The sequence below is a fragment of the Pseudomonas sp. J380 genome (genome assembly GCF_009827115.1).
GTDB classification, from domain to species: Bacteria; Pseudomonadota; Gammaproteobacteria; order Pseudomonadales; family Pseudomonadaceae; genus Aquipseudomonas; species Aquipseudomonas paracarnis.
The window spans coordinates 5,700,661-5,714,348 of sequence record NZ_CP043060.1 but is presented as its reverse complement, the minus strand read 5'-3'; the positions used below and the strand labels follow the sequence as shown (position 1 = coordinate 5,714,348).

Annotated in this window: 12 protein-coding genes; 2 read left to right on the top strand and 10 right to left on the bottom strand. The window is 60.2% G+C overall.

The genetic code is table 11. The features are described from left to right. Positions 1–18: 18 nt before the first annotated feature. Genes FXO12_RS26115 through FXO12_RS26105 form a run of 3 tightly spaced genes read right to left on the bottom strand, consistent with a single transcriptional unit; the run spans position 19 to position 2,366 of the window. On the bottom strand, positions 19–1,365 hold the full coding sequence (locus FXO12_RS26115) for an ATP-binding protein (protein WP_019817208.1): 1,347 nt from the start codon (positions 1,363–1,365) through the stop codon (positions 19–21). Further along, on the bottom strand, positions 1,362–2,039 hold the full coding sequence (locus tag FXO12_RS26110) for a response regulator (protein WP_003193559.1): 678 nt from the start codon (positions 2,037–2,039) through the stop codon (positions 1,362–1,364). The genes FXO12_RS26115 and FXO12_RS26110 overlap by 4 nt, the downstream gene beginning before the upstream one ends. An 18-nt stretch (positions 2,040–2,057) precedes the next feature. Further along, positions 2,058–2,366 carry a hypothetical protein gene (locus FXO12_RS26105; protein ID WP_003193560.1) on the bottom strand — a complete coding sequence of 103 codons (309 nt, stop codon included), beginning with the start codon at positions 2,364–2,366 and terminating at the stop codon, positions 2,058–2,060. 138 nt (positions 2,367–2,504) lie between these two features. Here FXO12_RS26105 and FXO12_RS26100 point away from each other — a divergent pair, with 138 nt between their 5' ends. After that, entirely contained in the window at positions 2,505–3,224 is a 720-nt protein-coding gene (locus FXO12_RS26100) for a 4'-phosphopantetheinyl transferase (RefSeq protein ID WP_057976399.1), read from the top strand. A 79-nt stretch (positions 3,225–3,303) separates the two neighbouring features. Here FXO12_RS26100 and FXO12_RS26095 read toward each other — a convergent pair whose 3' ends face one another. Together FXO12_RS26095 and FXO12_RS26090 are read right to left on the bottom strand one after the other, a co-directional pair. Further along, complete coding sequence (locus FXO12_RS26095; protein WP_060765199.1) at positions 3,304–4,914, bottom strand: ATP-binding protein; 1,611 nt, start codon at positions 4,912–4,914, stop codon at positions 3,304–3,306. Next, positions 4,911–5,636, bottom strand: a complete 726-nt coding sequence (locus tag FXO12_RS26090; RefSeq protein WP_034128451.1) for a response regulator — start codon at positions 5,634–5,636, stop codon at positions 4,911–4,913. Before FXO12_RS26090 ends, FXO12_RS26095 begins: the two co-directional genes overlap by 4 nt. 813 nt (positions 5,637–6,449) lie before the next feature. Here FXO12_RS26090 and FXO12_RS26085 point away from each other — a divergent pair. Then, positions 6,450–9,344, top strand: a complete 2,895-nt coding sequence (locus FXO12_RS26085; protein WP_032895655.1) for a ribonucleoside-diphosphate reductase subunit alpha — start codon at positions 6,450–6,452, stop codon at positions 9,342–9,344. Positions 9,345–9,601: 257 nt separating this feature from the next. On the opposite strand, the gene flgE is transcribed toward FXO12_RS26085, so the two are convergent. The 5 genes from flgE to cheR form a co-directional block, all read right to left on the bottom strand. Beyond that, positions 9,602–10,918 carry a flagellar hook protein FlgE gene (flgE, locus tag FXO12_RS26080; protein ID WP_054922158.1) on the bottom strand — a complete coding sequence of 439 codons (1,317 nt, stop codon included), beginning with the start codon at positions 10,916–10,918 and terminating at the stop codon, positions 9,602–9,604. Positions 10,919–10,948: 30 nt separating this feature from the next. Next, positions 10,949–11,668, bottom strand: coding sequence for a flagellar hook assembly protein FlgD (gene flgD / locus FXO12_RS26075; RefSeq protein WP_034128455.1), 720 nt, complete (start codon positions 11,666–11,668; stop codon positions 10,949–10,951). 16 nt (positions 11,669–11,684) lie between these two features. Then, complete coding sequence (gene flgC, locus FXO12_RS26070) at positions 11,685–12,128, bottom strand: flagellar basal body rod protein FlgC (protein ID WP_032895649.1); 444 nt, start codon at positions 12,126–12,128, stop codon at positions 11,685–11,687. A gap of 3 nt (positions 12,129–12,131) precedes the next feature. Beyond that, the gene (flgB, locus tag FXO12_RS26065; RefSeq protein WP_034120825.1) at positions 12,132–12,539 is read right to left on the bottom strand and encodes a flagellar basal body rod protein FlgB; all 408 of its coding nucleotides are present in this window, start codon (positions 12,537–12,539) and stop codon (positions 12,132–12,134) included. 315 nt (positions 12,540–12,854) lie between these two features. Then, positions 12,855–13,682 carry a protein-glutamate O-methyltransferase CheR gene (gene cheR, locus FXO12_RS26060; RefSeq protein WP_014719581.1) on the bottom strand — a complete coding sequence of 276 codons (828 nt, stop codon included), beginning with the start codon at positions 13,680–13,682 and terminating at the stop codon, positions 12,855–12,857. Positions 13,683–13,688: the final 6 nt, after the last annotated feature.

Below are 13,688 nucleotides of genomic sequence, written 5' to 3'. Positions count from 1 at the left end.
CGATGAGGCCAGTGCAGATCACAAGGCAGGAAAGTGAATCCTGAACGCCGCCCCACCCAACGCTGAATCCCCCAACGTCAACCGCGCGTGATAGCTTTCGATGATGTCCTTGACCACCGCCAGCCCGATCCCCTGCCCCGGGTGCTGGCGATCTAGCCGTTCGCCGCGCTGCAGGATCCGTGCACGCTGGTCCGGTGGTACGCCGGGGCCGTCGTCTTCGATACACAGCTCAATGCCATCGAGGTTTTCCACCAGGCTGATACGCACTTGCTTGAGGCACAGGCGGTAGGCGTTTTCCAGCAGGTTGCCGAGCATTTCGAGCAACGCGCCCTTCTCGATGGGCACTTCGCAGGCCTGCGGTAAATCGAAGGTCACGGTGACCCGCTTGTCGCGGTAAACTTTTTCCAATGTATCGCACAGGCTTTGCACCACCGGTTCCAGGCGGACCTGGTGGCGCACCAGGCCACTTTTACGCAGGCTGGCACGCTGCAGTTGGTAACCGATCTGCTGGCTCATGCGTTCGATTTGCGATTGCAGCACCCACGCCTGGCTACGTTCTTCAGGCCGCTGGGCCATGTCTTCGCTCACGCCCTGCAACACCGCCAGTGGCGTTTTCAGGCTGTGAGCCAAGTCATCAAGAGAATCGCGGTAGCGCGCACGCTGTTCGCGCTCGCTGTGCAGCAAGCGGTTCAGGGAGCCAGTCAGGCGCAGCAGCTCACGGGGGTGTTCTTCGCTGAGGCTTTCGCGGGTGCCGCCTTCGATCTGGTCGAGCTCATGGCTCAGGCGCCGCAGGGCTTGCAGGCCCCAGGTCAGGCCCAGCCACAACAGCGTCAACAGCACCAGCAACGCCGCGCCGAACCCGAGGTAGAGGTTCTCACGCAGGCCTTCGAGGGTCAGTTGGTATTCGCGCACCGGCTGCAAGGCGACAATGCTGAACGCCGCGCTCTTGCCTCCCAGTAGGCGCACCTCGACGTCATACACGAAGAATTCCTGGCCATTGGCCTCGCGAATCCGCGCAAATTCGTTGCCGCGCCCGTCATAGCGCGGTTTGTAGTTGATGTTTTCTTCCTGGGTCGCCCGCGAGCGCCATACCAGATGGCCTTCACGGTCGTAGATATAACCCAGCAGCCGACTGTCGGTGAGGTTGAAACGCTCATCGGGCAGCTGCGCCGGCATCAGCAGGCGGTTATTGTCGACCCGCGCCGCAGATATCAGGGTGGTCACATCCGACGCCAGGCGCTGTTCGATGGAATCCTGCAACGCCAGGCTGAACGCGCCTTGCATGGCCGGCAACAGGCCGAGCATAAACAGCACGGCCAGGGTGGCGGCCGCCAGCATCAGGCGCACACGTAGCGAACGAATCAACGGCAGCGCTCATTGAACAGGTAGCCCAGGCCACGCACGGTGTCGATCGGCTTGAACCCGGCCGGGCCTTCCAGCTTGCGGCGCAGGCGGCCGACCAGCACTTCGATCACGTTTGGATCGCGCTCGTCGTCATCCGGGTACAGTTGCTCCATCAAACGGTCTTTGGCGACCACTTGTTGATGATGACGCATCAAGTATTCGAGGATCCGATACTCGTAGGCGGTCAGCGCCAAGGGTTGCTCGTCCAGGGAGGCTTGCTTGCGGTTGAGGTCCAGCAGCAGCGGCCCGGCAACGATAGTCGACTGGGTAAAACCGCTGGAGCGGCGCAGCAAGGCGTTCATGCGTGCCTCCAGCTCTTCGAACTGGAACGGCTTGACCACGTAGTCGTCGGCCCCGGCCGCCAAGCCTTCAACCTTGTCCTGCCAGTTGCCGCGGGCGGTGAGGATCAGGATCGGGAAGGTCTTGGTCTGGGTGCGCAACTGGCGAATCAGGTCCAGGCCGCCCATGCCGGGCAGGCCAAGGTCGATGATCGCCAGGTCATGGTTGAATTGGCCGGTCTGGTACAGGGCTTCTTCGGCATTGGCCACGGCTTCGACCACATGCCCGCTGTCGGTCAGGCGGGTAAACAGGTGATGACGCAGCAGCGCCTCATCTTCCACCACCAGCAATTTCATAAGGTTCTCCACTGCAATTCAACTAGCCGACAGGGGGATATCATAGCGGCCCTGCAGCTCTTGGGGGCGCAGTTTTATGCCATTGTAGTGGCCAGTCAGGTGCGCGTAGCCGCTGCGATAGTCGGGTTGCGCAGGGGTAGCGCCCAGGGCCTGGCCCCACGGCGCGGCCTGGGTGCCGGCGTCTTCGAAGCTGACACGATGGATCAGGTTGCTGGATTTCTTGGTTTTCTCGCTGCCAAAGGCCGCAAAGGCGCCATCGGACGCCTGCACGCCGGCAGTGGCGCCGAGCATGGTCAAGGCCAACATCAGCTTTTTGATCGCAGTCATGGTGGTTACCTCATACGCATTTAAGCTGTGGGGCCCAGACTACGCAGGCGCCCCTGAACTCCCCCTGAACAGGCTCTGAACCGCAGCTGAACCGCATCGGGCTATCCACTGGCGCACCAACTCGGCAAAATACCGCGCATGACGCCCCTACCCGCTTGCTGCACCCCACTCGATGATCATTGGCCGTTGCCGGTTTCTTTGCCGGGCACGGTGTTTTTGAGCACGCGATTCGACCCGGCTTTATTGAGCCACGGCGATTTTCAGCGCTGCGATGTGCCGCCGCCCGCGAGCATCCAACGCTCGGTCGCCAAGCGCCAGGCGGAATTTCTCGCCGGCCGCCTGTGCGCGCGCGAAGCGCTGCAACGACTCGATCATCTGCACTGCATCCCGGCCATCGGCGAAGACCGTGCCCCGGTCTGGCCAGGGCATATCAGTGGTTCCATCACCCACAGCACCGGGCACGCTGCGGCGATTGTCGGGCACAAGGCGCAATGGCGCGGGCTGGGCATGGACCTGGAGCATCTGCTGACGGTGGAACGGGCCGAACGCCTGGCCGGGGAAATTCTGACGGCCGATGAGCTCCAGCGCATGGCCGCCCTGCCCCGTGAGCAACACGCCTTGCTGGTGACGCTGACGTTTTCGGTGAAGGAAAGCTTGTTCAAGGCGCTCTATCCGATCGTGCACAAGCGCTTTTATTTCGAGCATGCCGAGGTGTTGGAGTGGTCAGCGGCTGGGAAGGTGCGCCTGCGGTTGCTGACCGATCTTTCGCAAGAATGGAAGCATGGCAAAGAGCTGGAAGGGCAGTTTGTGGTGCAAGGGGAGCAGTTGTTGAGCCTGGTGGCTATCAGCGCCTGGTAGACCGCCATCGCGGGCAAGCCCGGCTCCCACATTGGGAACGCATTCACCTGTGGGAGCTGGCTTGCCTGCGATAGCGGTTTCAGGGTTTATGCTGATCCCTGGGCCAGCTCAGGCTGAAGCATGCCCCGCCCAGGTTATTGCTCTTGCTGATCAGCGCCCGCCCGCCGTGCCAATAGATAATCCGCCGCACGATCGACAAGCCCAGGCCATGCCCGCCAGAAGCGCGGGTACGGCTGTCATCCAAGCGCAGGAACGGCGTGAAGATCCGCTCCCAGGCGCTTTCCGGCACACCAGGGCCGTCGTCTTCCACATCGATGCGACAGCGCACCTGCCCCACCTGATAACTGATCAACACCTGGCCTCTGGCGTGGCGCATGGCGTTACTCACCAGATTTTGCAGGGCACGGTGCAAGTAGCGCGGTTCAGCGTCGACCCAGGCGTCATCCCAATGTGCCGAAGACAGGCAAATACCCCGAGTGACGGTGACCTGCGGGCGCAATGGCGATAATTCGCCAATCACCTGATCGAGCAATGCATCAAGGTCTACGCGCTGGAAATTCAGCTCCGGCGCACCCTGTTCCAAGCGCGCATAAGTGAGCATCTCGTCCACCAGGCCATCGAGGTCCTGGATATCGCCATCCATGCCTTCCAGGTATTTGCGCCGCGCCTCGGGCGTGGCGGCGTCACCGATCATCTCCAGGCCAAAACGCAGGCGCGCGACCGGTGTGCGCAACTCGTGGGAGACCGCGCGCACCAGCTCGCGCTGAATCGCCAGCAATTGCTGCAGGTGCTCGGCCATGCCATTGAAAGCGGCCGCCAGCCGCCCGACCGAGTCTGCACCGCGAGCGGGTACGCGCACTTCCAGGTTGCCCTTGGCGATACGCGTAGCCGCCGCTTCAAGGCCTTTGAGCCGACGCTCAAGCTGACGCACCAGCAGATAGACGATCAAGCCGATCAGAGTCAGGCCGATCAAGGTGATCAGGATCAGCCATTGCGCCGGGTACGGGTTCATCTGGTACAGCGGGCCGATCTCCAGTACCCACGGGGTGCCGACCATGCCGGCAAACACGCGAATCGAATCGCCGCCCTTGCCCAGCGCCATCACCGTATCGCCCTCCGCCACGCGACGACGCTGGTCGTCGTCCATGTCGGCCTGGTCAAGGGCCATCAGGTGCATTTCAAAACCAAAACCCTTGGCGTGTTTGATGTCGGCCAGGCGCTGGGGCTGTTCGGCCACCGGGAAACGCACCAGTTCGTCGGCCAGCAGGTAAATAGTCGCACGGGCCAATTGCTCGCTGATCTGCTGCACTTCGCCCGTGAGCACCAATTGCTCTTGCTCGCTGACTAACCGCAGCACTCGCGCCGCATGAGGCCCGGTCTGCTCAACCAGGACCTGGCCGCGTTGCAGGCGGTTGCGCTGGCCCAGGTCCAATTGCGCATCGGTGAACGTGCGCAGCTCTAGCGGGATGCCCAGCAAGCGCTCCCACACCGCCAAGGCGCGCTGCCGTTCAATGGTGCTCATGGGTTGCAGGTTATCGCCCATCAACGCAAAGGTGCCGTGGGCCAGGCGCTCACGGTACTGGCCGCTGCGCACGTCATTAAGCAGGTGCAGTGCCAGAGCGCCGAGCAACGCCACCAGGATCAGCGCCGCGCACATGCCGCCGTAGATGCGCAGGAAGATCGAGTTCACAGCGGCATATCGGCAGCGGCTTCGGGGACGAACAGGTAGCCTTTGCTGCGGATGGTCTTGATCAGGCGTGGGTGGAGCGGATCGTCGCCGATCTTTGGCCGAATGCGCGAGATACGCACGTCAATGGAGCGATCCTGGCCGTCATAGCCGATACCACGCAGCGCTATGAAGATTTCTTCGCGGGACAGGATGCGCCCGGCGTTCGCAACCAGCAGCCACAGCAAGTCGAATTCAGCGCTGGTCAGTTCGATGCTGCTCTCATGCAACCAGGCTTCGCGCAAGGCATTGTCCACCACCAGTGGGCCAAACTGCAGGCGGCGTTGATGTTCCATTGCGGGCGGCAACACCGGCTCGCTGCGGCGTAGCAGCGCCTGGATACGCGCCAGCAACAACCGCGGGCGCACGGGTTTGCACACGTAGTCGTCGGCGCCCATGTCGAGGCCCAGCACCTGGTCCATGTCGTCGGTGCGCGCGGTAAGCATCAGGATCACGCCGTCATAGCGCTCGCGCACTTTACGGCAGATGCTCAGGCCGTCTTCGCCGGGCAGCATCAGGTCGAGGATCACCAGGTCCGGCTGCTCGGCGATGATGCGCGCCGCGGCCTTGGCACCATCGCCTTCCACCGACACACGCAGGCCGTTGCTTTCCAGGTACTCACGGGTCAACTCGGCGAGTCGCTCGTCGTCCTCGACGATCAGTATCTGCCAGGCTTCTTGCTCCATGCGCTACCTCGGTTCTCTATTGTAGGAGCGAGCTTGCTCGCGAAGAACGCAAGGGCACCGCGGTTATCCGGGTTTACCGCATTATCGTTGACGATTTTCGCGAGCGAGCTCGCTCCTACAGTTGTCATATGGAGCAAGCACGCTATCGCCCAGATCAAGGCCGATTGTAGCCATGCACCGGCCCTTGAACACAAGCCGGGAAATCCATTCGGTCATGGCGATTTTTTGTGGTAGGGTTCGCGCCCTCAAAATTCCCGCCGGCAGTTTCTACCCGGGAATATTCGGTGACAAACGGTGTAATCCAGTAGTAATGCGGCCTACACGGGTGTTCCATGATTCATACACATTTTACCCACAGCGTTATCCACAGGTAGTGCGTTGCTAAGCCCCCAAAAACGCATTATCTTGTACCTCGGCGCTAAAAAAACCCTACATGTAGGGTTTTCAGCGAAAAGACCAAACACAGATCAGACAAGAAACTCAAGCGCTTTCTTGCTCGCGTTTGGTTGAACCAAAGCATTTTTTGAAAGCCCAAACCGCGCACGCGGATGGCGGCCGTTTTCCAACCCGATTGGCAGAAAACGGTACGGGTGTTGCAGGGCTTGAATGGGGCCACTGTCACCCACCAGGAATACGGCGAAGGGCTCCCCGGCCCCGAACCAAAGACTTCGGCATGGAAGCGGCGCGATGAGCTCCCTTCCTCCTGTCCCGAAGTTGTTATGCCAGGCCCAGGCCTGCTGTAAGTGCTTCAGGACGGAACGGTGGGCACCGTGATGGTGCCCAAATAAATATAGAATGTGGAGACACCCCCTCATGCAAACCGACACAACTCGCGAGAACCCGCAGGGCTCCGTGCCGCAGGCCGCTGATTCGAACCTGGATCTGTCCGCCACTGCACCTGGCCAACTGCGCGTGATCAAGCGTAACGGCACTGTCGTTCCTTATACCGATGACAAAATCACCGTCGCCATCACCAAAGCGTTTCTTGCAGTTGAAGGCGGCACCGCTGCCGCTTCGTCGCGCATCCACGACACCGTTGCACGCCTGACCGAACAGGTCACCGCGACCTTCAAGCGTCGCATGCCATCGGGCGGCACTATCCATATCGAAGAAATCCAGGACCAGGTAGAACTGGCCCTGATGCGTGCCGGCGAGCAAAAAGTGGCCCGCGACTACGTGATCTACCGTGACTCGCGCGCCAAGGAGCGTGCAGTACGTTCTCCGGCCGAAGAAGCCGCCGTACAAGCGCACCCGTCGATCCGCATCACCCTGGCCGACGGCAGCTTCGCACCGCTGGACCTGGGCCGCCTGAACACCATCATCACCGAGGCCTGCGAAGGCCTGGAAGAAGTCGACGGTGACCTGATCCAGCGCGAAACCCTGAAGAACCTGTACGACGGCGTGGCCCTGACCGACGTCAACACCGCGCTGGTGATGACCGCCCGTACCCTGGTCGAGCGTGAGCCGAACTACTCGTTCGTGACCGCCCGCCTGCTGATGGACACCCTGCGCGCCGAAGGCCTGGGCTTCCTGAAAGTCGCCGACAGCGCCACTCACCACGAGATGGCCGACCTGTACGCCAAGGCCCTGCCGGCCTACATCGCCAAAGGTATCGAATTCGAATTGCTGAACCCGGTCCTGGCCACTTTCGACCTGGAAAAACTCGGCAAGGCGATCAACCACGAGCGTGACCAGCAGTTCACCTACCTGGGCCTGCAAACCCTGTACGACCGTTACTTCATCCACAAGGACGGCATCCGCTTCGAACTGCCGCAAGTGTTCTTCATGCGCGTGGCCATGGGCCTGGCGATCGAAGAGAAGAACAAAGAAGACCGTGCGATCGAGTTCTACAACCTGCTGTCGTCCTTCGACTACATGTCGTCGACCCCGACCCTGTTCAACGCCGGCACCCTGCGTCCACAGCTGTCGAGCTGCTACCTGACCACCGTGCCGGATGACCTGTCGGGCATCTACCACGCGATCCACGACAACGCCATGCTGTCCAAATTCGCCGGCGGCCTGGGCAACGACTGGACACCGGTGCGTGCACTGGGTTCTTACATCAAGGGCACCAACGGAAAGTCCCAGGGCGTCGTACCGTTCCTGAAAGTGGTAAACGACACCGCCGTTGCCGTGAACCAGGGTGGCAAGCGCAAAGGCGCTGTATGTGCCTACCTGGAAACCTGGCACATGGACATTGAAGAGTTCATCGAGCTGCGCAAGAACACCGGTGATGACCGTCGTCGTACCCACGACATGAACACCGCCAACTGGATCCCTGACCTGTTCATGAAGCGCGTCTTCGATGACGGCAAGTGGACCCTGTTCTCGCCATCCGAAGTGCCGGACCTGCACGACCTGACCGGCAAGGCCTTCGAAGAGCGCTACGAGTACTACGAAGCTCTCACCGAGTACCCAGGCAAGGTCAAGCTGTTCAAGACCATCCAGGCCAAAGACCTGTGGCGCAAAATGCTGTCCATGCTGTTCGAAACCGGCCACCCATGGCTGACCTTCAAGGACCCATGCAACCTGCGCAGCCCGCAGCAGCATGTGGGCGTGGTCCACAGCTCGAACCTGTGCACCGAGATCACCTTGAACACCAACAAGGACGAGATCGCCGTTTGCAACCTGGGCTCGATCAACCTGCCGAACCACATCGTCAACGGCAAGCTGGACACCGCCAAGCTGGAGCGCACCGTCAACACCGCCGTACGCATGCTCGATAACGTCATCGACATCAACTACTACTCGGTGCCACAGGCGCAGAACTCCAACTTCAAGCACCGTCCGGTTGGCCTGGGGATCATGGGCTTCCAGGACGCGCTGTACCTGCAGCACATCCCTTACGGTTCCGATGCAGCGGTCGAGTTCGCCGACAAGTCCATGGAAGCGGTCAGCTACTACGCGATCCAGGCTTCCTGCGACCTGGCCGACGAGCGCGGCGCCTACGAGACGTTCCAGGGTTCGCTGTGGTCCAAGGGCATCCTGCCGCTGGATTCGCAACAGATCCTGATCGAAGCCCGTGGCCAGAAGTACATCGACGTCGACCTGAACGAAACCCTGGACTGGGCACCAGTACGTGCCCGTGTGCAGAAGGGTATTCGTAACTCCAACATCATGGCCATCGCACCGACCGCCACCATCGCCAACATCACTGGCGTGTCGCAGTCGATCGAACCGACCTACCAGAACCTGTATGTGAAATCGAACCTGTCGGGCGAATTCACCGTGATCAACCCGTACCTGGTTCGCGATCTGAAGGCCCGTGGCCTGTGGGACTCGGTCATGATCAACGACCTGAAGTACTACGACGGTTCCGTGCAGCAGATCGAGCGCATCCCGCAAGAACTCAAAGAGCTCTACGCGACCGCCTTCGAAGTGGACACCAAGTGGATCGTTGACGCCGCCAGCCGTCGTCAGAAGTGGATCGACCAGGCCCAGTCCCTGAACCTGTACATCGCCGGCGCTTCGGGCAAGAAGCTGGACGTGACCTACCGCATGGCGTGGTACCGTGGCCTGAAAACCACTTACTACCTCCGTGCCCTGGCCGCCACCAGCACCGAGAAGTCGACCATCAACACCGGCAAGCTGAACGCAGTGTCCAGCGGCAACCACGGTGATGACTCGGTACTCGCAGCGCCAGCCGGCCCGGCGCCGGTGCCAAAGGCCTGCGCCATTGACGAGCCGGATTGCGAAGCTTGCCAATAAGCTGAACCTGCCCTGGGTTTAACCACCCGAGGCAGAAAAGCCCCCGATACACCTAGGGTGTATCGGGGGCTTTTTCTTGGGCGGGCATAAAGCCCTTGTTGCGGTATTGCTGTTCGGTCAATACCTGGATGGACAGCGTGAAGCAGATGCAAATGTGGGAGGGGGCTTGCTCCCGATAGGGTGTCAGTCAATGGATACTTGGCTGATTCACCGCTATCGGGGGCAAGCCCCCTCCCACATTTTAAAGCGCTAACCTATCAGGTCATCTGAATGATGGTCTGCATGATGGTGCTTTGGGTGGAGATGGTCTTGGCGTTCGCCTGGTAGTTGCTCTGGGCCTTGATCAGGTCCACCAGCTCGTTGGTCAAGTTGACGTTGGAGTTCTCCAGGGAACTGGCCTTGATCGACCCCAGAGTGCCAGATTCCGGTGCGTCGTAGCCCGGCTGGCCCGACGCGAAGGTCTCTTTCCAGGTCGTACCGCCGGCGGGCTGCAGGCCCTGCTCGTTGTTGAAGCTGGCCAGGGAAATCTGGCCGATGGCCTTGCTCTGCTGGTTACTGAAGGTGGCGAAGAGCACGCCGCTGCCATCGATCTTCAGGCCGGTGATCTGGCCGGTGGCGTAACCATCTGTGACCGGCGGGTTACGGTAGCTGGCCGAGTTGTACTGGGTGACGGTGCCCATGTTGATGGCGATGCCATCCTTGTTAGCCGTCGCATCGTTAGCTTTCCATACTCCATCGGTCACCGTGCCAGGTACCCAATCCTTGATGGTCAAGGTGTTACCGGCAACACCGCCGGTCACGATGCTCTTGAGGTTACCAGCACCATCGAAGCTCAACGTCGACGGCACAGGCGCCTTCACGTCAGCACCGGTACCGGTAGGAGCCGAACCATCAGGATTGCGGCCATCGATCAAGGTGTAGGCCTGCCACTGGTTGGCATCGGTTTTGACCAAGTACTGCACCATCGGGTGCGCATTGCCCTGGGAGTCGTACAAGGTGGTGCTGTATTGCGTGGTGAAGCTTTCGGACTTGGTTGGATCAAACGGGTTCTTGGACTGATCGATCACCGGCGACGAGGAGTTCAGGTTGCTGGAAGAGTCCACCTTGGTAGACGCCTTCGGCGGCAGGTTCGCCAGGTTCAGCTGCAGGTCAACCAGGCCGCCTTTGGTGATTTTGCCATTCTCGTCCGCGGCATAGCCTTGCAGGCGCGAGGTGCCGGTATTGTTGGTGATATAGCCGTCTTTGTCCGCACGGAAAGCACCGCTACGGGTGTATTCCAGCGAACCGTCGCTGCCCTTCTGCACGAAGAAGCCACCACCCTGGATCGCCATGTCGAGGATGCCGCCACTCCCGTTGACGTCGCCCTGGGTGAACTGCTGGGACACCGCCGCCAGGTTCACACCGTTGCCGATGCTGTTCTGGCCAGTGCCCAGCTTGGAGGCCGCGTAGATATCCGCGAATTCCGCACGGGATGACTTGAAGCCAGTGGTCGCGACGTTGGCGATGTTGTTGCCGGTCACGTCCAGTTGTTTGTTGGCCGCATAGAGGCCGCTAAGGCCGATGTTAAAAGACATGTTTCTCTCCTCTGCCGTATTTAGCCGGCTCTATGTACCGATAGTCTGAATTTGCGACAGCTTGACGCTGCCCATGCCGCCTGCAAGGTTGAGCAGCATTTCGCCGCCGGTCTTGCTCAGGGTCACGCTGGTGACCGTGGCTGGTAGCGAGGTGGTCAGGGCCACCGCGTCACCTTTGTCGTTCTTGGTGGAGGCATTGAAGGTGTAGGTGCCGGCTGGGGCGACCTCACCCTTGTCGTTCTTGCCGTCCCAGATAAAGCTCTGGCTGCCGGCACTCTGCGCGCCCATATCCACGGTGCGTACGACGTTGCCGTCCTTGTCGGTGATCTTGACGGACACGTTGCCCACCGCCGATGGCACCGCCACTGAACCGTTCATGCTCTTGCTGGTATCCACCATGGCTTTGTCGGTCTGGATAATGATCGACCGCCCCACCAGCGACGAAGCCTGCAGCGCTTGAGAAGAGCTGAAGTTGCTGGAGATGTTGTTCACCGAGTCGTTCAGGGTGTTGATGCCTTCCAGGCTGCTGAACTGGGCAAGCTGGGCCACGAACGCGCCGTTGTCCTGGGGCGACAGCGGGTTCTGGTTTTTCAGCTGGGTCACCAGCAACTGCAGGAATGCGTCCTTGCCCAGCGCCTGGTTACCCGTGGCCGCTTTGGAAACATTCGAGACATTGTTCGACGCGTCCTTGACCTTGGAGTTGAACAGGTCCTGGACAGCCGTGTTGTTTGACGTATCAACGATGGCCATTATTTGGCGCCCCTTATCACTGACCCAGGGTCAGGACCTTCTGCATCATGGTTTTGGCGGTGTTCATCATTTCCGCGTTGGTCTGGAACGAACGGCTGGCGGAAATCATGTCAGCCATTTCCTCGACCACGTTGACGTTGGGGTAGTAGACGTAACCCTTTTCGTTCGCGGCAGGATGGTTGGGCTCGTAACGGGCCTCCAGGTTGCTCTGGTCTTCGACGACGCCCAACACCTGCACGCCGGAGCCAGCTGCGTCCTGATTCTGGAACAGCGACTCGCTGCCGCCTGCCTGGCCACCCTGGAACATGGTGGCGAATACCGGATGGCGGGCGCGATAGGTCTGGTCAATGCTCGAGGAGACGGTCTCGGCGTTGGCGATGTTACTGGCGACGGTGTTCAAACGCGTGGTCTGCGCGCTCATGCCACTGCCGGCAATATTGAAAACACTGGACAGGGACATGGCTTACTCTCCGCGCAGGGCTGACATCAGCCCTTTGAATTTGCTGTTGAGCAGGGTGAAGCTGGCTTGGAAGTTCACCGAGTTTTCGGCGTAGTTCGATTGCTCCAGCTGGGCGTCAACGGTGTTCTGGTCGATCGACGGCTGCATCGGCGTGCGATACAGCAGCGACTCGTCACCATTGCCCAGGCCTTGCGCTTCGATATGACGGCTATTGGTCATGTTCAAGGCGAAGGTGCCGTTCTTGGTCTTGTCCTGTTGTGCGGCGAGCACGGCGGAGAAGTCCAAGTCCCGAGCTTTGTAGTTCGGGGTGTCGGCGTTGGCGATGTTGTTGGCCAGGACTTCGGCACGCTGGGCGCGGAAGCCCAGGGCTTGTTCGTGGATACCGAGCGCTTTATCGAAGCTGATGCTCATGGCGGAAACCTTTAGGCTGACCTGCTGTTCGTTAGCAGGGTTATAGCAAGGTGTATGCCAAACTTGCGAGAGCCCCGTATATCAAGGGTTTCGAAGGGAGTTGCCGGCGACTATGCCAGAAAAGCGGCAAGCGATTTCCGCGTAGTGCCAGTAAAGCGGCAATGGGCAGTTGCCGCTTTACGCCAGCTTGCCGAGAAAACAAATGTGGGAGCTGGCTTGCCTGCGATGGCGGAGTGCCTGCCGACCTATTCGTCGACTGACAAAACGCTATCGCGGGCAAGCCCGGCTCCCACAGTTTTATTGCATACACCCAGGCTACTTGGCCTGGTAGATGATCCCCGGGCTGCATTGCACCATTTGGAAGTGATCCGGCAGCCCATTGAGCGCCTCGGAAGCACCGAGGAACAGATAACCTCCGCGCTTGAGCGTGCCATGGATACGCAGCAGGATGTCTTTCTTCACTTCAGCGGAGAAATAGATCAGCACATTGCGGCAGAACACCATGTCGAACTTGCCCAGGCTGGCGTAGCTGTCGAGCAGATTGAACGAGCGGAATTCGACGCGATTCTTGATCGGCGCCTTGATCGCCCAACGCCCCGCCCCTTTGGGATCGAAGTAACGTTGAAGGCGCTCCTGGGACAAGCCTCGGCCCAACGCCAGGCTGTCGTACTCACCGGTCTTGCAGTTGGTGAGCATAGTGCCGGACAAGTCCGTGGCCACAATTTGCGCGCCGGCTTTCAACTGGCCCATGTTGGTCCGCTCGAACTCGTCGATGGACATCGAGATCGAGTACGGCTCCTGCCCCGAGGAACAGGCCGCCGACCAGATACGCAGGCGCTGGCCCGGGCTGGCCTTGATGGCTTCCGGCAAGACTTTGTTCTTGAGCACTTCAAAGGGATAGGTATCGCGAAACCACAAGGTTTCGTTGGTAGTCATGGCATCGACCACCATTTCCTTGAGCCCACTGCGCGGCTGCCCCTGGATCCGCTGGACCAACTCACCCAAGGACTTGATGCCCTGCTGTTCCATCAGCTTGTTGAGACGGCTGGATACCAGGTACTGCTTGTTTTCACCGAGCAATATGCCACAGGCTTTTTCCAGGAAGACCCGGAACTGTTCGAAATCCAAATTACCCGTAGACAATGATGC